At 66.3% G+C, this 18642-nt stretch carries 20 protein-coding genes and 3 tRNA genes; 18 read left to right on the top strand and 5 right to left on the bottom strand.

The features are described from left to right. Positions 1–49 precede the first annotated feature (49 nt). Positions 50–823, top strand: coding sequence for a lysophospholipid acyltransferase family protein (locus FBF35_RS03815; RefSeq protein WP_060566800.1), 774 nt, complete (start codon positions 50–52; stop codon positions 821–823). On the opposite strand, the gene FBF35_RS03820 is transcribed toward FBF35_RS03815, so the two are convergent. Next, complete coding sequence (locus FBF35_RS03820; RefSeq protein ID WP_241772558.1) at positions 820–1467, bottom strand: hypothetical protein; 648 nt, start codon at positions 1465–1467, stop codon at positions 820–822. The two genes, FBF35_RS03815 and FBF35_RS03820, sit on opposite strands and share 4 nt — an antisense overlap. A 64-nt stretch (positions 1468–1531) precedes the next feature. Here FBF35_RS03820 and FBF35_RS03830 point away from each other — a divergent pair, with 64 nt between their 5' ends. The 5 genes from FBF35_RS03830 (at position 1532) to FBF35_RS03850 (ending at position 6016) form a co-directional block, all read left to right on the top strand. Beyond that, positions 1532–2551: an NAD(P)H-dependent glycerol-3-phosphate dehydrogenase gene (locus tag FBF35_RS03830; protein ID WP_060566803.1), complete on the top strand. Its 1020-nt coding sequence runs from the start codon at positions 1532–1534 to the stop codon at positions 2549–2551. Positions 2552–2601: 50 nt separating this feature from the next. After that, on the top strand, positions 2602–3738 hold the full coding sequence (locus tag FBF35_RS03835) for a D-alanine--D-alanine ligase family protein (protein ID WP_034467314.1): 1137 nt from the start codon (positions 2602–2604) through the stop codon (positions 3736–3738). Positions 3739–3791: 53 nt separating this feature from the next. Then, entirely contained in the window at positions 3792–4709 is a 918-nt protein-coding gene (locus FBF35_RS03840; protein WP_060566807.1) for a RimK family alpha-L-glutamate ligase, read from the top strand. 91 nt (positions 4710–4800) lie between these two features. Further along, positions 4801–4876: transfer RNA gene (locus FBF35_RS03845), tRNA-His, on the top strand. An 81-nt stretch (positions 4877–4957) separates the two neighbouring features. Beyond that, positions 4958–6016: an NAD(P)-dependent alcohol dehydrogenase gene (locus FBF35_RS03850; protein WP_060566809.1), complete on the top strand. Its 1059-nt coding sequence runs from the start codon at positions 4958–4960 to the stop codon at positions 6014–6016. 56 nt (positions 6017–6072) lie between these two features. Here the strand turns inward: FBF35_RS03850 and FBF35_RS03855 are convergent. Then, a tRNA-Gly gene (locus FBF35_RS03855) sits at positions 6073–6146 on the bottom strand. A gap of 100 nt (positions 6147–6246) precedes the next feature. Between FBF35_RS03855 and FBF35_RS03860 the strand changes: the two genes are divergently transcribed. From FBF35_RS03860 to FBF35_RS03910, 11 genes are all read left to right on the top strand, one after another. Then, positions 6247–6323: transfer RNA gene (locus FBF35_RS03860), tRNA-Pro, on the top strand. A 48-nt stretch (positions 6324–6371) separates the two neighbouring features. Continuing rightward, positions 6372–6653 (top strand): hypothetical protein, encoded by a 282-nt coding sequence (locus tag FBF35_RS03865; RefSeq protein ID WP_060566812.1) that lies wholly within the window; start codon positions 6372–6374, stop codon positions 6651–6653. Positions 6654–6868: 215 nt separating this feature from the next. Continuing rightward, positions 6869–8188, top strand: a complete 1320-nt coding sequence (tig, locus tag FBF35_RS03870) for a trigger factor (RefSeq protein WP_060566815.1) — start codon at positions 6869–6871, stop codon at positions 8186–8188. Positions 8189–8402: 214 nt separating this feature from the next. Beyond that, entirely contained in the window at positions 8403–9014 is a 612-nt protein-coding gene (locus FBF35_RS03875) for an ATP-dependent Clp protease proteolytic subunit (RefSeq protein ID WP_007590095.1), read from the top strand. Beyond that, complete coding sequence (locus tag FBF35_RS03880) at positions 9014–9658, top strand: ATP-dependent Clp protease proteolytic subunit (protein ID WP_060566818.1); 645 nt, start codon at positions 9014–9016, stop codon at positions 9656–9658. Before FBF35_RS03875 ends, FBF35_RS03880 begins: the two co-directional genes overlap by 1 nt. A gap of 243 nt (positions 9659–9901) precedes the next feature. After that, complete coding sequence (clpX, locus tag FBF35_RS03885; protein WP_060566821.1) at positions 9902–11161, top strand: ATP-dependent Clp protease ATP-binding subunit ClpX; 1260 nt, start codon at positions 9902–9904, stop codon at positions 11159–11161. A 46-nt stretch (positions 11162–11207) separates the two neighbouring features. Further along, on the top strand, positions 11208–11564 hold the full coding sequence (locus FBF35_RS03890) for a chorismate mutase (RefSeq protein ID WP_060566825.1): 357 nt from the start codon (positions 11208–11210) through the stop codon (positions 11562–11564). A 169-nt stretch (positions 11565–11733) separates the two neighbouring features. Further along, complete coding sequence (locus FBF35_RS03895) at positions 11734–12210, top strand: DUF2066 domain-containing protein (protein ID WP_060566828.1); 477 nt, start codon at positions 11734–11736, stop codon at positions 12208–12210. After that, positions 12207–13283 carry a peptidoglycan-binding protein gene (locus FBF35_RS03900; RefSeq protein WP_187348967.1) on the top strand — a complete coding sequence of 359 codons (1077 nt, stop codon included), beginning with the start codon at positions 12207–12209 and terminating at the stop codon, positions 13281–13283. The genes FBF35_RS03895 and FBF35_RS03900 overlap by 4 nt, the downstream gene beginning before the upstream one ends. Then, a complete protein-coding gene (locus FBF35_RS03905) occupies positions 13280–13978 on the top strand; it encodes an ABC transporter ATP-binding protein (RefSeq protein WP_060566830.1) in 699 nt (232 codons plus the stop codon). The genes FBF35_RS03900 and FBF35_RS03905 overlap by 4 nt, the downstream gene beginning before the upstream one ends. Continuing rightward, positions 13968–15176: an ABC transporter permease gene (locus FBF35_RS03910; protein WP_060566832.1), complete on the top strand. Its 1209-nt coding sequence runs from the start codon at positions 13968–13970 to the stop codon at positions 15174–15176. The genes FBF35_RS03905 and FBF35_RS03910 overlap by 11 nt, the downstream gene beginning before the upstream one ends. A gap of 90 nt (positions 15177–15266) precedes the next feature. On the opposite strand, the gene FBF35_RS03915 is transcribed toward FBF35_RS03910, so the two are convergent. From FBF35_RS03915 to FBF35_RS03925, 3 genes are all read right to left on the bottom strand, one after another. After that, on the bottom strand, positions 15267–17150 hold the full coding sequence (locus FBF35_RS03915) for an AMP-dependent synthetase/ligase (protein ID WP_060566834.1): 1884 nt from the start codon (positions 17148–17150) through the stop codon (positions 15267–15269). Positions 17151–17276: 126 nt separating this feature from the next. Next, the gene (locus tag FBF35_RS10735; protein ID WP_082632873.1) at positions 17277–17642 is read right to left on the bottom strand and encodes a type II toxin-antitoxin system RelE/ParE family toxin; all 366 of its coding nucleotides are present in this window, start codon (positions 17640–17642) and stop codon (positions 17277–17279) included. Further along, positions 17627–17923 carry a toxin-antitoxin system antitoxin subunit gene (locus FBF35_RS03925; RefSeq protein ID WP_048776499.1) on the bottom strand — a complete coding sequence of 99 codons (297 nt, stop codon included), beginning with the start codon at positions 17921–17923 and terminating at the stop codon, positions 17627–17629. Before FBF35_RS03925 ends, FBF35_RS10735 begins: the two co-directional genes overlap by 16 nt. Positions 17924–18071: 148 nt before the next feature. On the opposite strand from FBF35_RS03925, the gene FBF35_RS03930 reads away from it, so the two are divergent. Further along, positions 18072–18572, top strand: coding sequence for a hypothetical protein (locus tag FBF35_RS03930; RefSeq protein ID WP_060566836.1), 501 nt, complete (start codon positions 18072–18074; stop codon positions 18570–18572). The last annotated feature ends 70 nt before the right edge of the window (positions 18573–18642 follow it).

An 18642-nucleotide genomic window follows, 5' to 3' on the forward strand; every position in this document is an offset into this window, starting at 1 on the left:
GTCCGTGTGGGCCAGCGCAATGGGGGAGCGGTCCCCGTAGAATGAAGCCATGAGTGCTGTCTCCGGCTTTTACACCTTCGCCAAGGGCGTCCTGACGCCCATCATGACGCCCTGGATCAAGTTCACCGTGACGGGCGAAGAGAACCTGCCCGCCGAGGGCGGCTTCCTCCTGGTGCCCAACCACCTGTCCAACGTGGACCCGCTGTGCCTGTGCTGGTACTTCATGAAGCGCGACACCGCCGTGCGCTTCCTGGCGAAGAAGTCGATGTTCTCCGTCCCGGTCTTCGGCTGGATCATCAAGGGCATGGGCCTGATCCCCGTCAACCGCGACTCCAACCCCTCGGCGGTCCTGGCACCCACGCGCGAGGCCCTGAAAGCCGGCGAGGTTGTCGGCATCTTCCCCGAGGGCACTCTCACGCGTGACCCCGACCAGTGGCCGATGGAGTTCAAGTCGGGTGCCGCCCGCCTGGCCCTCGATACGGGCGTGCCCGTCATTCCCGTCTCGCAGTGGGGGCCGCAGGACATCATGGCCCCCTACAACGCCAAGGGCATTGACATGCGCCCGGGCCGACGCGTCGCCTACCACTTCGGCGAGCCCGTCGACCTCTCGGACCTCATGAGCCCCGCAGGCTCGGAGGATCACGAGGCCGTCAACGAGGCGACCAAGCGCATCAGCGACGCCGTGCGCGCGGGCGTGGGTAAGCTGCGTGGACTGCCCGTCCCCGAGCAGGTGTGGGACCCCGCCACGCAGGCCGGCCCCTGGTGGGAAGAAGAGCTCGCGAAGAAGGCCAAGAAGGCGAAGAAGGCCCGCAAGAAGGGCTAATCGCGGATATCGATCACCATGCGCACCGGGTCGGACAAGAATCCGATCTGGAATTGGCGCGAGGTCGGCGCCCCGATGACGACGTGCGTGTTGTCCTCGAAGGTACCGTCCGAGACGACGTCCAGGTCGCCAACGCGCGTGTGCGTCCCGCCCGGGTAGGGGGTCTCGGACGCCGTCATCGGCGTGCCGTCGATGACCAGATCCAAGACAGCCTCGCCCTCGACGTCGATGGGCAGGCCTCGGCCCTGTTCCACGGCCTCATCCGTCCAGGCGGCACGCCACACCCCCGGCGTTCCCTTGCCCGAAAACTCGAGCACGACCCGCGTGAAATCCTCGTGCGTCGCCGCGCGAATCCCCGTCAGCGCCAAAGCCTTCGCCGGGTCATCCGAGCGCACCGGAGGCAACCCCTCCACGCTCGACATCCAGTTGTCGGCGTTGATCGGCTTGGTTGCGTCCAGACCGGGCTCGGCCGTCGGCGTTTCCTCCGGCGTCGCGCTCGCGGTCGCAGACGCCGTGGGGGAGGGGGAGCCGCTCGGCGAGGCCGCGGCTGACTGAGACGCGTCCGTTGGTGCTCCGGGCGCGCACGCACCCAACAGGAGCAGGGAGGCGGCCGCGCTCGCGGCGAGGACTCGACGGTGAGACACAGTTCCTCCTGGTGCGGGTCGGTTGTTTCAATCCTAGTAGAATGGCCTCGACAGGGAGGTCTCGATGAGTATGACAACAGCAGCGGTCCTGGGAACGGGTGCATGGGGAACGACGTTCGCGCAGGTCCTCGCCGACGCGGGCGTGAGCGTGACGATGTGGGGGCGTAACGCCGACACGATTGCGTTCATCAACGGGGGAGAGAACCCGACGTACCTGCCGGGGATTGCCCTCTCGGAGCGCATCAGCGCGACCACGGACATCGCCGAGGCCGTCGCTGGTCGCTCTCTCGTCGTCGTCGCCGTGCCCGTCAAGGCCGTGCGTGCCACCCTGAGCGCCGCGCGCGAGTCTTTCGCCCCCGACGTCGCCCTGCTGTCCCTGGCCAAGGGCCTGGAGCTTGGCTCGCTCAAGCGTGTCGACGAGATCATCGCCGAGGCCTCGGGCGTGCCGAGTAGCCGCATCGCCGTCCTGTCCGGCCCGAACCTCTCGCGTGAGATCGCGGAGCGCCAGCCCACGGCCACGGTCGTGGCTGCAACCGACGTGGAGCTGGCCAAGGAGATCGCGAAGGCCTGCCACAACTCCTACTTCCGCCCCTACGTGTCCACCGACGTCGTGGGTACTGAGATGGCGGGCGCCACCAAGAACGTCATCGCGGTGGCGATCGGCGCCGCCGAGGGCATGGGCCTGGGCATCAACACGCGCTCGACCCTCATCACCCGCGGCCTGGCGGAAATGACGCGCCTGGGCACCGCGCTCGGCGCCGATCCCGTGACCTTTGCGGGCCTGTCGGGCATCGGCGACCTCGTGGCCACCTGCTCCTCGCGCCTGTCGCGTAACTTCTCCCTCGGCCACCGCCTGGGCTCCGGTATGGGACTGGCTGAGGCCCTGGCCCTGTCCCCGGGCGTCGTCGAGGGTGTTGCCTCGGCCTCGCCGATCCTCCAGGTCGCGGCCTCCGTCGGCGTGGACATGCCGATTACGGGCGCCGTCGTTGAGGTCGTCGAGGGACGCGCGAGTATCGAGGACATGGGGCGCATGCTGCTCGCACGCCCGCAGAAGATGGACGGCTGGAAGATCGAGCTGGTCTAAACGCCGCGCACGCGGGCGTGAAAAGCCTCCCGCGCGGTAGTCTTGGACCCATGACTGCAATTTCTCGTCCTCGCGTCCTCATCGTCTTCGGTGGACGCTCCTCCGAGCATGAGATCTCGTGCTCGACGGCCGCCGGCATCCTGACCGCTATCGACCGCACCAAGTGGGACGTGATCCCGCTGGGTATCACGCGCGACGGCCAGTGGGTGCGCGTCGCCGATGATCCGTCGGCGCTGGAATTCAAGGATGGGAAGGGCCAGTCCGTCACCGCCGGATCCACCCGCGTTGCCCTGACCCCGGGCGAGGGCAACCTCGTCGAACTCACCTACGAGGGCGACCCGGACGCCCCGGACTCGCGGGTCATTGGCGTGGAGGACCTGGGTCACGTCGACATCGTGTTCCCGCTCCTGCACGGCCCCTACGGCGAGGACGGCACCATCCAGGGCCTCTTCGAGATGGCCGGCGTGCGCTACGTGGGCTGCGGCGTGACCTCCTCCGCCGTGTCCATGGACAAGCACCTCACCAAGACCGTCCTGGCAGCCGCCGGTATCGACGTGGGCCAGTGGGAGCTGGTCACCGCGCGCCAGTGGGATGCCGACGCCACCGCCTGCATGGACCGCATCGAGCGCCTGGGCTTCCCCGTCTTCGTCAAGCCCTGCCGCGCCGGTTCCTCGGTCGGCATCTCGCGCGTTACCTGCCGCGAGGACCTGCCCGTGGCCATCAAGGAGGCCGCGAACCACGACCCACGCATCATCGTTGAGGCCTCGATCTCCGGCCGCGAGGTCGAGTGCGGCGTCCTCGGCTCGCGCTCCGACTGGCGCAGCGGCACCGCGCCCCTGGGCGAGATCGTCGTCCCCGAGGGCGAGTTCTACGACTACGAGCACAAGTACGTGGACGACGTGGTCGGCCTGTCCTGCCCGGCCGACGTCGCCCCCGAATACGCCGATCGCATTCGCGAGACCGCGTGGCGCGCCTTCGACGCCCTCGAGTGCGAGGGCCTGGCGCGCGTCGACTTCTTCCTCGACGAGGCCAGCGACACCGTCATCATCAACGAAGTGAACACGATGCCCGGTTTCACGCCCATCTCGATGTACCCGCAGATGTGGGCCGCCGCAGGCCTGTCCTACCCGGAGCTGCTGACCGAACTGCTGACCGAGGCCGCGCAGCGCCCGCTCGGCCTGCGCTGAACACCCAGCTAATGCCTCGTTAATCAACTAATCCCCACGATAGAAAGATAACTATGACGGCCCATCCCAAAGTCACCCTGGTGACCTGCAAGTCCATGCCTAACCTCTTCAAAGGCGAGGAAGGTCTGCTCGACGAGCTGGCGGCGCGCGGGTGCGACCCCCAGATTAAGGTGTGGAACGACCCCGACGTCGACTGGTCCGAGGCCGGCATGGTCGTCGTGCGCTCCGTGTCCGACTACGCGAGCGACCGCCCCGCGTTCCTGGAGTGGACGAAGCAGCTGCGTCGCGTGCAGAACTCCGCGGACGTGCTGAACTGGAACACGGACAAGCACTACCTCAAGGAACTGGCCGCCCTGGGCATGCCCACGATTCCCACGAACTGGCTGGAGCCTGAGCAGAACCTGTCGAAGCATCAGATCCACACGCGCTTCCCGGCCTTCGGCGAGTTCGTCGTCAAGCCCGCCGTGTCCTCCGGCGTGCGCGACATCGGCCGCTACACGACCGTGGACACTCGCCAGCGCCAGGCCGCTATGCGCCAGGTCCAGGGCCTGCTGGGGGAGGGGCGCTCCGTCATGATCCAGCGCTACGTCGAGGAGATCGACCTGCACGGCGAGATCTCGCTCGTCTTCTTCAACGGCTTGGTCTCCCACGCCGTCGAGAAGCGCTCCGCCCTGCACCCCGCGTCGGTCAGCGACCCTTACGTCCACGAGGCCGTGGTGACCGCTGAGGCGGCCGACTCCGTCGCGTGGAAGTGGGGCGAGGAGATTCGCCGCGTCCTGCACGGCTACGTGCGCTCGCGCCTGGGCCACGACGAGCAGTTCCTGTTCAACCGCGTGGACCTGGTCCCCGACGGAAAGGGCTCCTTCCTGGTCATGGAGGTCTCCCTCGTGGATGCCGACCTCTACCTGGGTGCCACCCCGGGCGCGCTCGGCAACTTCGCCGACGCGATCTCCGCTCGCGCCCACTGGTGACGCACGCCACCGCCGTGAGGGCAGTGCTCGAGTTTCCAAGCTCGGGTGGGTAGTGCTAAGCTCTACCCGTTGCCTTCACGGCGACGCGATGGTGGCTGTAGTTCAGTTGGTAGAGCACCTGGTTGTGGTCCAGGACGTCGCGGGTTCGAGTCCCGTCAGCCACCCCACCGCCCCGGCGCTTGTGCGCCGGGGTTTTTGTTATTGGAGTATGCTTGTAGCAACCCAATTGACCGGACAAAGGAGTTCTCATGCCCAGCGTGATCGCATACGGCTGTGACGATGCCACCACCCAGTTCCACCCCCTGCAGATCGACATCCGTGAACCCGGCGAGGGGGAGATCTACTTCGACGTCGCCTACGCGGGCATCTGCCACTCCGACATCCACGCCGCCCGCGGCGAGTGGGGCCCCGTGTCCTACCCGCTCGTGCCCGGCCACGAGTTCGTCGGCACCGTCTCTAAGGTCGGCCCCGGCGTCACCACGTTCAAGGTGGGCGACCGCGTGGGCGTGGGCTGCATGGTGGGTTCCTGCGGCACGTGCGAGATGTGCGAATCTGACTACGAGCAGTGGTGCACCTCGACGCCCGGCACCCTGTGGACCTACCGCGCCGACGCCGAGGGCAACCCGACGACCGGCGGCTACTCGCGCGGCTTCACCGTGCGCGAGGACTTTGCGCTGCATGTGCCGGAATCCCTCGACTTTTCCGCCTGCGCACCCCTCCTGTGCGCCGGCATCACCACCTACTCGCCGCTCAAGCACTACAACGTGGGCCCCGGCTCGCGCGTGGCCATCCTTGGCATGGGCGGCCTCGGACACGTGGGCGTGCAGATCGCCAAGGCCATGGGCGCGGACGTCTCCGTCATCTCTCACGGACGCTCCAAGGAAGCCGACGCCCGCCGCTTCGGCGCCGACCACTTCTACGCCACCAGCGAGGAGGGCGTGCTCGAGTCCCTGCGCGGCTCCTTCGATCTCATCCTGTGCACCGTGTCCGCCGACGGCCTCGACTACGCCGGCTACATGGCCGCCCTGCGCCCCTACGGTGTCTTCGTCGACGTGGGCCTGCCCACCGAACCCGTCTCCCTGCCGCTGCGCGCCTTCGTCAACGGCGGCAAGTCTTTCGCGGGCTCCCAGATCGGCGGCATCGCCGAAACCCAGGAGATGCTGGACTTCTGCGCCGAACACGGCGTCATCCCGCAGGTCGAGATGATCGGTGGCGAGGACATCACGCAGGCCTACGACAACATCGTCGCCTCCCACGTGCGCTACCGCTACGTCATCGACACCTCGACGTTCCCCGAGAGCGCGTGAGCGTGAGTGAGTGAGCGGAAAGCCCCGGGCCGAGTGGCCCGGGGCTTTCCCTGTGCTGGAGCGGATGACGGGAATCGAACCCGCGTGATCTGCTTGGAAGGCAGAGGCTCTACCATTGAGCTACATCCGCGTACCCCCGAAGGGGACACGAAGATCGTAGCGGGTATTGTCCACGTGCGCGACATTTAAACGCCCCTTCCCGTATGATGGGGCACCGGACATCAGTCCAACGGGGTGTAGCGCAGCTTGGTAGCGCATCTGCTTTGGGAGCAGAGGGTCGCAGGTTCAAATCCTGTCACCCCGACCAACCGCGGCCACAGCGTCGCGGTTTTTTCGTACGATCCCGGGGGAGTCCATGCCGTCCTATCGCACCATCATGACGGTCACGACTCTGGCACCCGGGCGTGCCCCCGAAGAAGTCGAGGCCGCCGTCCGATCCGTCACCCGGCTCGAATCCTGGGACATCGCCATCGCCTCCGGCCAGCCCCGCGTCACCGCGCGCTTCACCGCGACAGATGACGCCGAGGCGCGAGCGACCCACCGCGAGATCACTGCCGCCGTGCGCCTCGTCGCCGATGTGCCCCGCGCCCGCTTGGCAGCCGTCGTGCGAGGGCGCTCCCACTACCTCGCCCCCTGAGTGCGCCCGGCAGCGCGGGCGGCCCCGGCCTCGTGAATGGGGAGAGTGGTACGTGCTCGTGTGGCGTTGCGCACTTGAAGTGGCCGTAGAGGGGTGGATATGCCCACTAATGCCCCGCGAATGAGGACATCAGCGGGGTCGTGGCGTACACTAAGCGAGTTGTTATGCGCCCGAAATGGGCGTTCCCGAATTCGTAGACTACGGAGCGTACGCACGTGAAGAGCACCGTTGAAACCCTCGAGCCCACCAAGGTTCGTCTGACCGTTGAGGTTCCCTTCGAGGAACTGAAGTCCGAAATGGACAAGGCGTACAAGGAGATCGCCGGACAGGTCAACATCCCCGGCTTCCGTAAGGGCCACGTGCCTCCGCGCATCATCGACCAGCGCTTCGGCCGCGCTGCCGTCATCGAGCAGGTCGTCAACCAGGTCCTGCCCGGCCACTACTCGGACGCCGTCAACGAGAACGACCTGCGCCCCATGGCTCAGCCCACCGTCGACGTCACCGAGATCCCCAACGTGACCGGCCCCCAGGGCGGCCAGCTCGTCTTCACCGCCGAGGTTGACGTCGTCCCCGCCTTCGAGCTGCCCGAGATCGACGAGAAGCTCGTCGTCGAGGTCGAGCCCACCGAGGTCACCGAAGAGGACGTCGAGAAGGAACTCGAGGACCTGCGCGGCCGCTTCGCCACCCTCAAGACCATCAACCGCAAGGCCAAGACCGGCGACTTCGCGACCATCGACCTGGTCGCCACCATCGACGGCAAGCAGGTTGACTCCGCCTCCGACGTCTCCTACGAGATCGGCTCCGGCTCCATGCTCGACGGCCAGGACACCGCCCTGCGCGGCACCAAGGCCGGCGAAGAGGTCACCTTCACCTCCAAGCTGAAGGGTGGCGAGCACGAGGGCGAAGAGGCCGAGGTGACCATCACCATCAAGGCCATGAAGACCCGCGAGCTGCCCAAGGCTGACGACGACTTCGCTCAGATGGTCTCCGAGTTCGACACCATCGACGAGCTCAAGGAAGACCTGAAGAAGCAGGCCGCCCAGTCCAAGGAGTCCCAGCAGGCCCTCGCCGCGCGCGACGCCCTCATCGACCTCCTCCTGGACAAGGTCGAGATCGTCCTGCCCGAGTCCGCGGTCGACCACCAGGTCGAGCACCGCGTCGGCGAGGATGCCAAGCCCAAGGCCAAGAAGGAAGCCCGCGAGGCCGTCGAGAAGGAAATCCGCACCGAGCTGCTTTCCGAGGCCCTGGCCAAGAAGTTCGACGTGCAGGTCTCCCAGCAGGAGCTGATCGACTACGCGATCCAGATGTCGCAGAACTTCGGCATCGACATCAACCAGCTGTTCTCCTCCTCCCAGCAGATGGCCAACGTCGTGGCCGACCTGGGCCGCTCCAAGGCCCTCATCGAGGCCCTGAAGGTCGTCACCGTCAAGGACACCAACGGCGCCGACGTCGACCTGAGCAAGTTCTTCGGCACCGATCCCGCCACCGAAGAGGGCGCGGAGATCGTCACCGAGGTTGCCGACGAGCAGGAGTGAACCGCGGCGGGCGAACCCGCTGACGAGTGACTAACTCGTGAGCTGAGGGGGTGGGGCGCGAGCCTCGCCCCCTCAGTGCATATGTCGAGCGCATGTGTCGAGTGCATGTGCCGACAGCGAAACGACGGCCCGGCGCGCGCACGAGCGGGCGCGCAGCGGGTACGGTTGACACCAATGGGGCCGACTGGGCCCGCGAACAGACGAGGAGGTACGCGTGAGCGTGCACAATACCGGGGCTGCCGGCGAAGGCTCGCAGCTGGGACTGGGCGACTCGGTCTACCAGCGCCTGCTCAAGGAGCGCATCATTTGGCTGGGCGGCGAGGTTCGCGATGACAATGCGAACGCGATCTGCGCGCAGCTGCTGCTGCTCGCGGCCGAGGATCCGGACCGCGACATCTACCTGTACATCAACTCGCCTGGCGGCTCGGTGACGGCCGGCATGGCCATCTACGACACGATGCAGTACATCAAGCCGGACGTCGTGACGGTCGGCATGGGCCTGGCCGCGTCGATGGGTCAGTTCCTGCTCACCGCGGGCGCCCCCGGCAAGCGTTACATCACGCCCCACACCCGCGTTCTGCTGCACCAGCCCCTGGGCGGTGCGGGCGGCTCCGCGACGGAGATCCGCATTAACGCTGACCTGATCCTGGGCATGAAGAAGGAACTCGCTGCCATCACCGCGTCTCGCACGGGCAAGACCGTCGAGCAGGTGGAGGCTGACGGCGATCGCGACCACTGGTTCACGGCGCAGGAAGCCCTCGAGTACGGCTTCGTCGACCGCGTGATCGACACCCCGCAGGAGATCGGAACGCGAGGAGAAAACTGATGAGCACCCAGCCCTACTTTGAGGCGGTCGCCCGCCAGATGCCCCAGGCCCGCTACGTGCTGCCCGACTTCGAGGAGCGTACGGTCTACGGTTTCCGCCGTCAGAACCCCTACACGAAGCTGTTCGAGGACCGCATCGTGTTCCTGGGCGTGCAGGTGGATGACGCCAGCGCCGATGACGTCATGGCGCAGCTGCTGGTCCTGGAGTCCCAGGATCCCGATTCGCTGATCACCATGTACATCAACTCGCCCGGCGGCTCCTTCACGGCGCTGACCGCCATCTACGACACGATGCAGTACATCAAGCCGCAGATCCAGACGGTGTGCCTGGGCCAGGCCGCCTCGGCTGCCGCCGTGCTGCTGGCCGCAGGTTCGCCCGGCAAGCGTCTGGCGCTGCCCAACGCCCGCGTCCTCATTCACCAGCCGGCGATGGAGGGCATGCAGGGGCAGGCCTCGGACATTCAGATCGTCGCCGACGAGATCGACCGCATGCGCGCGTGGCTCGAGGACACCATCTCGAAGCACTCGGGCAAGCCGGTGGAGCAGGTGCGCCGCGACATCGAGCGCGACAAGATCCTCACCGCCCCGCAGGCCGCCGAGTACGGCCTGATCGACCAGGTGCTGGAGTCCCGCAAGGCTCTGTGACGCGTTTTCGTCACTGACGAGGCCGTGGCCTCCCCGCGTGTGTGTGCGGTGGGTGCCGCGGCCTCGTTGTTTATGTGACCGGTCAGGCGGTTATCGCGCTGACAATTGTCGGCTACGGGTGAACTTTTCATAACAATAGGCGTGGCTACGCGGAAAACTGGCTCGTGTGCACTACGTTGTTTGCTAGTAAGTGCGAAAGCGCATCCGACCGAACGGCAAAACGTTCAACACCTTGGAGGTCTCGTGGCTCGTCTGACTGATGGCGCGGAACTGCTCAAGTGCTCTTTCTGTGGGAAGAGCCAGAAGCAGGTGCGTAAGCTCATCGGTGGCTCCGGCGCGTATATCTGCGACGAGTGCATTGAGCTGTGCAACGAGATCATCGAAGAGGAACTGGGTTCTCAGCAGCCTTCCTCGTCGGCGACGCCGCTGCCTAAGCCGCGCGAAATCAACGAATTCTTGAATACGTGGGTGATCGGTCAGGACCGTGCCAAGCGCGCCCTGTCGGTGGCCGTGTACAACCACTACAAGCGCGTGCGCTCGCGCGAGGCCGGCAATGCTGAGGACATGCTGGGCACCAAGTCCAACATCCTCCTGCTCGGCCCCACGGGCACGGGCAAGACCCACCTGGCGCGCTGCCTCGCCCGCCTCCTCGACGTGCCTTTCGCGATCGTGGACGCGACCGCCCTGACCGAGGCCGGCTACGTGGGTGAGGACGTGGAGAACATCCTCCTGCGCCTCATCCAGGAGGCCGACGGCGACATCAAGAAGGCCGAGAAGGGCATCATCTACGTCGACGAGATCGACAAGATCGGCCGCAAGGCTGAGAACGCCTCGATCACCCGCGACGTGTCGGGTGAGGGCGTGCAGCAGGCCCTCCTGAAGATCATCGAGGGCACGGTTGCCTCTGTGCCTCCCACGGGCGGTCGCAAGCACCCCCACCAGCAGTTCCTGGAGATCGATACCTCCGGCATCCTCTTCATCGCCGCCGGTGCCTTTGCGGGCATCGAGGATATTGTGAAGGCCCGCCTGGGCCGCCGCTCCACGGGCTTCGGCTCCGAGCTGAAGAGCGCCTCGGAGATGGGTGACCTCTACGAGGCCGTGTCCGCCGAGGATCTGCACAAGTTCGGCATGATCCCCGAGTTTATCGGCCGCCTGCCCATCCTGACCTCCACGAAGGAGCTGACGGAGGAGGACCTCGTTCGAGTCCTCACCGAGCCGTCGAACTCGCTCGTGCGCCAGTACCAGCACCTTTTCGAGCTGGACAACATGGACCTGGAGTTTACGCACGAGGCCCTGCTGGCGATCGCGGCACGCGCCAACGAGCGCAAGACGGGCGCCCGTGGCCTGTCCTCGATCATGGAGCAGACCTTGTCGGACCTCATGTTCGACCTGCCGAGCCGTGACGACGTCGCCCGCGTGGTCATCACCCGCGACCTCGTCGAGGGTGTCGGCCCCGCCGAGCTCTACCCGGAGCGCTCTTCGGAAGGCAAGCGCAGCGCCTGAGTCCGCCCGCTACACTGAGGTCAGTTGAGACCTTAGGGGAGGAACAATGGCACAGCGTGACGAGGCCTCGGTGGTCGCTTCGGCGGACCTGGGCGTGAGTGGCATTCCCGCCGAGCTGGCGGAGGCTCGCGCAACGATCGACAACATCGACGCTGCCCTCGTGCACATCCTCGCCGAGCGTTTCCGCTGCACCCAGCGCGTCGGGCACATCAAGGCCCGCCTGGACCTGCCTCCCGCCGACCCGGATCGCGAGGCTCGCCAGGTCGAACGCCTGCGCACCCTGGCGGCGTCCTCCGGCCTCGACCCCGATTTCGCCGAGAAGTTCCTGGGCTTCATGGTCCGCGAGGTCATCCGACACCACGAGGACATCAAGGCTGAGTACGACGAGGGTTCGTGCCTCTAAACTGCGCGCTGGGGAAGTGCCAAGCCCCGGCCTCGTGAACTCTCAGGGTTGTCTGATGAAATTCTGCGCAGGCTCCCCGATAGTTTTCAGGTAGCTTTCAGGGTTGTGGACTGTAATCTATACAGGCAGTGAGAACCATTGCCGATAAGCAGTCCTCAAGGAGTTTTCGATGAAGAATCGCGCACAGACGCGCGCCCTTGCCGTCATCGCCATCACCCTGGCGGCGGCCCTCAGCGCATGCGGATCGACCGGATCGTCCAGCTCGTCCGCGTCCAGCACCAAGAGCCCGAGCGCGGCGTCCACCAACGCGGCCAGCAACGACCCCAACCTGGTGTTCGCTCAGTGCATGCGCGAGAAGGGCTTCGACGTGCCCGACACGGGCCTGACGCCCGACAACCTGAAGGACACTTCCGACGCTTTCAACAACGCGCTCAACGAGTGCATGATGAAGGTCTCCGGCATGACCGGCGAAGACAACGTCGCGAACGACCCCGCCGCGCGTGAGGCCATGGTCAAGGCGGCGCAGTGCCTGCGTGAGGCCGGCTACGACGTGAAGGACCCGCAGGCCGGCGAAGGCATCAGCGTCAAGGACATCCCCGAGGACGTGCTCAACAAGTGCTTCCAGCAGTCAGGGGCCGCCAAGTGAAGCGTCCGCGAACCCCACGCCCCGCGGCTGCGCTTGCGATCCTCGCGATTGGCGCACTGACCCTATCCGCCTGCTCGGGTACCAACGCAGACGCCGAAGCCCCCCAGTCCTTTGACGGCGCGACGGCGACCGTCACGAAGGGGGACCTGGTGGGGGAGACCACCGTCCAGGGAACCCTCCACTACGCCGACTCCTACACTCTTAAGAGCGCCTTCGAAGGTGTCGTCACCGCCCTGCCCACGCCCGGCACGTCCCTGACCCAGGGATCGCACGTGTACACGGTCGCCGGCAACAACACATATCTGCTCCACGGCTCTACCCCCGCCTGGCGCGCGTTCGAGGAGGGCATGAGCGACGGCGAGGACGTCACCCAGCTGGAGACTGCGCTGTCCGAGCTCGGCTATTTCGAGGCCACCCCCAACGCGCACTTCGATTGGAATACGATCGCTGCGATCAAGAAGTGGCAGAAGGCTCTCAGCCTGCCCCAGAGCGGCTCGCTGCCGCTGGGCACCGTCCTCTTCGCTCCCGAAGACCTGCGCATCGGCGCGCTGAAGGCCCGCGTCGGCGACAACGCGACGATGGAGACGGAACTGTTCACGGCCTCGTCCTCGCGTCAGATCATCTCCGCGAACCTGAAGCTCTCCGACCAGGCCCTCGGCGTCGTCGGAAACTCCGTGACCGTGCGCCTGCCCGGCTCCGCCACGACCACGACCGGAACCATTACCTCGGTCGAGCCGCCGCGAGAGAAGGACAGCGAGGAGGGATCCAAGGAGACGACCAAGGAACGCATCATTCCGATCACCGTCACCCCCGATGACACCTCCGCCCTCGAAGGGCTCCAGGAGGCCTCGGTCTCCCTGGGCCTGACCTCGCAGACCCGCACCGGCGTGCTGTCCGTGCCCCTCGGCGCGCTCGTGGCCCTGAGCACCGACCAATTCGGCGTCGAGGTCGTGGATGAGAAGGGCGAGATTCGCCGGGTTCCCGTCACCGTCGGCCTGTTCGCGGGAGACCGCGTCGAAGTGAGCGGCGACGAGATCGCCGAAGGCCAGCGCGTGGTGGTGCCCAACCGATGAGCCACATCCTGCAACTGACCGACGTGCACCGGTCCTTCGGCAGCCCGCCCGTGCACGCCTGTAACGGAGTGTCCCTGGCCGTTGACGAGGGCGAGTTTGTCGCCATCGTCGGGCCGTCGGGCTCCGGAAAATCCACTCTGCTCAACCTCATTGGAACGCTCGACCGGCCGACCTCGGGCAGCGTGTGCATCAACGGCATGGACGTGTCCTCCCTGCGTGACACCGAACTGTCGGGAGTGCGCTCCTCGCTGATTGGATTCGTGTTCCAACAGTTCCACCTGACGGCCGGTGTCTCCGCCCTCGACAACGTCGCGGACGGACTGCTCTACCGGGGCGTGCCGCGCGCCAAGCGCCGCGAGGCCGCGCGTGAGGCCCTGACCCGCGTGGGCCTCGGGCACCGCATGGACCACAAGCCCCACCAGATGTCGGGCGGCGAACGCCAGCGCGTCGCCATCGCCCGTGCCATCATCGGGCACCCGGCCCTGCTGCTGGCCGACGAACCCACCGGCAACCTCGACTCGCGTTCGGGCGCGTCCATCGTCGCCCTCCTGCGCGAGCTTAATGAGGCCGGCACGACCATCATCGTGATCACCCACGACAATGACCTGGCGGCCTCGCTGCCCAGGCAGATCGCCATCCGCGATGGCGAGATCGTCTCCGACTCCGCACACCCGGGAGGTGACCATGGCGAGTAAGAAGAACTCGGGAGCCGGCCGCTCCGCGCTGCGCCTCTCAGACGTCGCACGCCTGGGCCTGACGGGCCTGCGCGCCCGCCCCATGCGAGCCGTCCTCTCGGCCCTGGGCATCGCGATCGGTATCGCGGCTATGGTCGGCGTCGTCGGCGTCTCGGCGTCCTCGCAGGCCCGCCTGCAAGAACAGCTGCGGGCGCTGGGCACCAACATGCTGACCGCGCGCAGCGGCGCGGACCTGTCGGGAACGGACCTGATCCTGCCCGAGGACTCCGTGGGTCGCACCCTCATGATCCCGGGCGTGACCGACGCGGCCTCGACGTCGACGCTGAGCGGCGTCTCCGTGTACCGCTCGCGACTGTCCGACCCGAACGCAACCGGCGGCATCATCACGATGGCGGCCGACACGAACCTCCTGAAGGTCGTGTCCGGGACCATGAAGAAGGGCGCGTGGCTCAACGATGCTACCGCGAAGTACCCGGGCGTCGTCCTGGGCTCGAAGGCCGCGCAGCTGCTCGGCGTCGTCGAGCCGGGCACCCAGGTGTGGCTGGGCGGCATGTCGTTCACCGTCCTGGGCATCATGGATCCGGCTCCCTTGGCCGAGGAACTCGATAACGCAGCCCTCATCGGTGTGTCCGCCGCGGGCACGTATTTCGACGCGGGCAAGACGCCCACGACGATCTACGAGCGTTCCTCCGAGGACCAGGTGGAGACCGTGCGCGAGCTCCTCGGACCCACGCTCGCCCCGCAGGGGGCCACCGGCCTGAAGGTCTCGCGCCCCTCCGACGCGCTGGCCGCCCAGAACGCGGCTGACCAGACGCTCACGACGCTGCTCGCCGGCGTCGGTTCGATCGCCCTGCTGGTTGGTGGCATCGGCGTGGCCAACACGATGATCATCTCCGTCCTGGAACGCCGCAAGGAGATCGGCCTGCGCCGGTCTCTGGGCGCCAAGCGCGGACACATCACGGTGCAGTTCCTGGCCGAAGCCCTGCTACTGTCCTTCCTCGGAGGACTCGCCGGATGCCTGATCGGCGCCGGCGTGACCTGGGGCATGTGCTACGCGTACGGCTGGCCGCCCACCCTGCACTGGTGGGTGATCGCCGCAGGCCTCGGCGCTACCCTCCTCATCGGTGCCGTCGCCGGTCTCTACCCCGCGATCCGAGCGGCCCGCACGCCGCCCACAGCGGCGCTCGCCTCGCAGTAGGAAGCCCATACACAAAAGCCGTGGCCGGCTCGCCAACCCCGACACCGAGCGGGGGAGTGCGAGCCGGCCACGGCCTCGTTCGCGGGCGCGTCAGTCCTGCACGGGGCCGCCGTAGATCTCGTCGATGATGGGCGCGAGGCGGCGCGTGGCCTCCAGGCGCTTGACCTTCAGCGAGGGTGTGAGCAGGCCGTTCGCCTCCGTGAAGTCGGTGGTGAGGACCTTGATCTTGCGGATCGACTCGGCGCGTGAGACGTGCTCGTTCGCGGAGGCCACCGCCTTCTCTAGGGAGGCCAGGACCTCGACGTTCGTGGCCGCCTCGGCGACGCTCATCGGGGGCAGTGAGTGCGCGGCGAGCCAATCGGGCAGCATCTCCGCGTCCAGCGTGATGAGCGCGGCGACAAAGGGCCTCTGGTCGCCGACGACCAGGACCTGGGAGATGAGCGGGTGGGAACGCATCGGGTTTTCGAGGCTGGCCGGGGCGACGTTCTTTCCGCCCGCCGTCACGATGATCTCCTTCGCACGGCCCGTGATGGACACGTAGCCGTCGCGGTCCAGGGACCCCAGGTCGCCCGTGTGGAACCAGCCGTCTTCGGTGAAGCAGGCGGCTGTGGCCTCGGGATCGTTGTGGTAGCGCTGGAAGACGCTCGAGCCCTTGAGGAGAATCTCGCCCTCGTCGCTGATCTTGAAGGACATGGGCGGCAGGGCCGGTCCCACGGTGCCGATCTTGGACAGGCGGGGCGTGTTCACCGAGACCGGGCCGACTGTCTCGGTGAGGCCGTAGCCCTCCAGGACGGGGATGCCGACGCCGCGATAGAAGTGCGCGAGCCAGGTCGCCAGGGGCGCACCGCCCGACACGATGTAGTCCGCGTTGCCGCCCACTAGGCGGATGATCTGCTGGTAGACGAGCTTGTCCGCCAGGGCATGCTGGGCCTTGAGCGACGCGGTCGGGCCCTCTTCGGTGTCGAGGGCTTGGGAGTAGGCGATCGCGACCTTGGCTGCCCAGCGGAAGATCTTGCGCTTGGGGCCGGACGCCTTCGTGTCCGCCGAGTTGTAGATCTTCTCCAGGACGCGCGGGACCACCAGGAGGTAGCTCGGCTTGAACGATGCCAGGTCGCCCAGCAGGTTCTTGATGTTGGAGGCGTGGCCGAGGACGCCGTTGCCGCTGATTTGGAAGACCTGCAGGAAGCGCGCGAACACGTGGGCCAGGGGCAGGAAGAGGAGCAGGCGCGAGTCCTTGCCCGCGGCGATCTCCGGCATCCACGCGTGGGCGTTGAGGCACAGGTTCGTGAAGTTCTCGTGGGACAGGACCGTGCCCTTGGGCGTGCCCGTCGTGCCCGATGTGTAGACGATGGTTGCGATGTCGTCCTTCGTGAGGGCGTCGGAGCGGGCGAGGACGCGCTCGCGCGGGGTGGCCGCGCCGTCGGCGATGAGGGTTTCGATGGCCTCGGAGTCCAGGGAGAGGACGTGCGTGTTGGCACGCTTTTCTCTCTCGGCTGCCGCGCGCACGATCTCCGCCATGGAGACGGTCTCGGTGATGATGAGGTTGACGTCCGCGTCGACGAGGACGTGGGCGACCTGGTCGATGGAGCTGGTCTCGTAGATGGGCACGGGGACGAGGCCGGCCGCCCAGCACGCGAAGTCGAGGAGGGTCCACTCGTAGCGGGTGCGGCTCATGATCGCGACGCGGTCGCCGGGTTCGAGGCCCCGCGCGATGAGGCCGGCGGCGACGGCGTGGACCTCGTCGTAGAACTCGCGCGCCGTGATGGAGCGCCACGTGTCGCCGATGCCGATCTTGCGCAGGATCAGTGGCCGGGTCGCGCCGCGCTGTACGCGCTCTTTGAGCAGGTGGGGGATCGTCGTGTGCTCATCGATGCGTACCAGGACGGGAGCGTGCCACTCGAGGGCCTCGGTGGTCGTCTGCGCCTGCGTCGTCTCATCGTCGTTGGACGAGGCCGGGGTTTCTTCGGCGGTCATGTCTGCTCCCTGGTCGCTGGGCGGGAGCGCCGCGGGACGGGCCCAGCGGCGCAGCTGTTGCTTCCCCTATCCTACGCGCCCGTAGGGTGGGGGAGTAAAACTCTCAAACTGAGGATGCTGTTTGTGCTACCTGACTTCGCCGTCAAGGGGCTCAAGGAACTGATAGACAGATTCGGGAAGGGTAACTCGCCCTTGCCTCGCAGATTGCACGGCGAGTACCAGCACCTGATCCTCCATCACGGCGAAAACGATGCGAAGCCGCTGGCGAAAACCTATAGCCCGGATTGACGGGTGAAGATCGGGACGTGCTTCACCGCGATGAGGGAACTCAGCGAGACGGGACAGAAAATCGCGTAGGGCAGTGAGGTAAGCATCAGTTGTCTGTTCTGAGCCGGTGAGGGTCAGGAGCTCGCCGCGAAAGTTGACGAGGTCATGGTATGCAGTATCGCCAATCGTAAGGCGTCGTTGGGGTGCCACTATTTCAGTCCCCATGCAGCCGTCAGCTCATCGAGAGTGTGTGCAGTTTCCGGGTGCTCAAGGTAGTGTTCGAGGGCGGGTAGAGCATTCTCACGGAGCCACGTCTCGTATTCCTCGCGCTCGCGGGCTTCCCGCCGCGCTTCGAGGGCAGCGATAGCCTCTTCGTAGAAAGCGGGGGAGACCAAGACCGCGCGGGTCTGTGCGCCGCGCGAACGGAGCTCGACGGGTTCGACTTGTGCGGCGGCGATGTACTGAGCCTGGTTCTGGCGGAAATCAGAGAGTGTTGCGGTTGACATGTACTAATTGTACAAGTTGCGAGGAGCTTGCGTGTCGTTTCGTGGTGGCGCGAGTCGTTATAGTTGGGGTTTACCTCGGGGTTTCCGATATGACAAGATGTGCCTTGTGTCACTAATTACTCAATTACCGTGAAGGGTTAATGTCATCATGTCGCAGCGGAAGATCGTGGATGAGGATGAGGCTCACCGACTGCTGGTGGATGAGGGGTGGACCTACCAGCAGATGATCGACCTGTACCGGGAGAAGTACGGGGTGGAGACGTCCACGTCTGTGTGGAGCCGCTTTTTGAGGAGTGCGGGCCGGGCGCGTATTGTCCGGTCTTTCCCGCTTGCTGCTCCCTGGCTTGTCCGGGCCAAGAATCCCCGCAACGGGCATTATCGTACGGGCCTGCGGGCGCTGGCGGCTATTGAGCATGGCGAGGACGTGGTGGGAGAGAATCGTCGGATTGCTGTTCGTCTGCGTCGTGCACTTGGCGCGGATATGGTTGTTGAATATGACTGGGATGAGAATGGTTATGTGCTTGTTCCTCGCCGCCAGGGCGTGGATAAGTGGTGGATTCGTGACCCGTTCCTAGATGATGAGGGCAACCCCGTTGCGGACTTGTCTCGCGTGACGGTGGCGGCGACTGAGGCGCATTTCGGCATGTGAGAGCTGGTTTAATTCTCTCGCCTTGGGGGCTGTGACTTAGGTTGCGGCCCCCCTGTTTTGTGTGTTCGAG

This window comes from Schaalia odontolytica (assembly GCF_005696695.1).
Taxonomy (GTDB): domain Bacteria; phylum Actinomycetota; class Actinomycetes; order Actinomycetales; family Actinomycetaceae; genus Pauljensenia; species Pauljensenia odontolytica_C.

What these genes read in the sequence shown, in the direction of transcription:
- FBF35_RS03830 (WP_060566803.1), top strand. Translation starts at nt 1,532, where the DNA reads ATGAGTATGACAACAGCAGCGGTCCTGGGAACGGGTGCATGGGGAACG.
- FBF35_RS03835 (WP_034467314.1), top strand. Translation starts at nt 2,602, where the DNA reads ATGACTGCAATTTCTCGTCCTCGCGTCCTCATCGTCTTCGGTGGACGC.
- FBF35_RS10735 (WP_082632873.1), bottom strand. Translation starts at nt 17,642, where the DNA reads ATGGGGACTGAAATAGTGGCACCCCAACGACGCCTTACGATTGGCGAT.
- FBF35_RS03865 (WP_060566812.1), top strand. Translation starts at nt 6,372, where the DNA reads ATGCCGTCCTATCGCACCATCATGACGGTCACGACTCTGGCACCCGGG.
- FBF35_RS03880 (WP_060566818.1), top strand. Translation starts at nt 9,014, where the DNA reads ATGAGCACCCAGCCCTACTTTGAGGCGGTCGCCCGCCAGATGCCCCAG.
- FBF35_RS03895 (WP_060566828.1), top strand. Translation starts at nt 11,734, where the DNA reads ATGAAGAATCGCGCACAGACGCGCGCCCTTGCCGTCATCGCCATCACC.
- FBF35_RS03905 (WP_060566830.1), top strand. Translation starts at nt 13,280, where the DNA reads ATGAGCCACATCCTGCAACTGACCGACGTGCACCGGTCCTTCGGCAGC.
- FBF35_RS03890 (WP_060566825.1), top strand. Translation starts at nt 11,208, where the DNA reads ATGGCACAGCGTGACGAGGCCTCGGTGGTCGCTTCGGCGGACCTGGGC.
- FBF35_RS03910 (WP_060566832.1), top strand. Translation starts at nt 13,968, where the DNA reads ATGGCGAGTAAGAAGAACTCGGGAGCCGGCCGCTCCGCGCTGCGCCTC.
- FBF35_RS03915 (WP_060566834.1), bottom strand. Translation starts at nt 17,150, where the DNA reads ATGACCGCCGAAGAAACCCCGGCCTCGTCCAACGACGATGAGACGACG.
- FBF35_RS03850 (WP_060566809.1), top strand. Translation starts at nt 4,958, where the DNA reads ATGCCCAGCGTGATCGCATACGGCTGTGACGATGCCACCACCCAGTTC.
- FBF35_RS03815 (WP_060566800.1), top strand. Translation starts at nt 50, where the DNA reads ATGAGTGCTGTCTCCGGCTTTTACACCTTCGCCAAGGGCGTCCTGACG.
- FBF35_RS03925 (WP_048776499.1), bottom strand. Translation starts at nt 17,923, where the DNA reads ATGTCAACCGCAACACTCTCTGATTTCCGCCAGAACCAGGCTCAGTAC.
- FBF35_RS03930 (WP_060566836.1), top strand. Translation starts at nt 18,072, where the DNA reads ATGTCGCAGCGGAAGATCGTGGATGAGGATGAGGCTCACCGACTGCTG.
- FBF35_RS03840 (WP_060566807.1), top strand. Translation starts at nt 3,792, where the DNA reads ATGACGGCCCATCCCAAAGTCACCCTGGTGACCTGCAAGTCCATGCCT.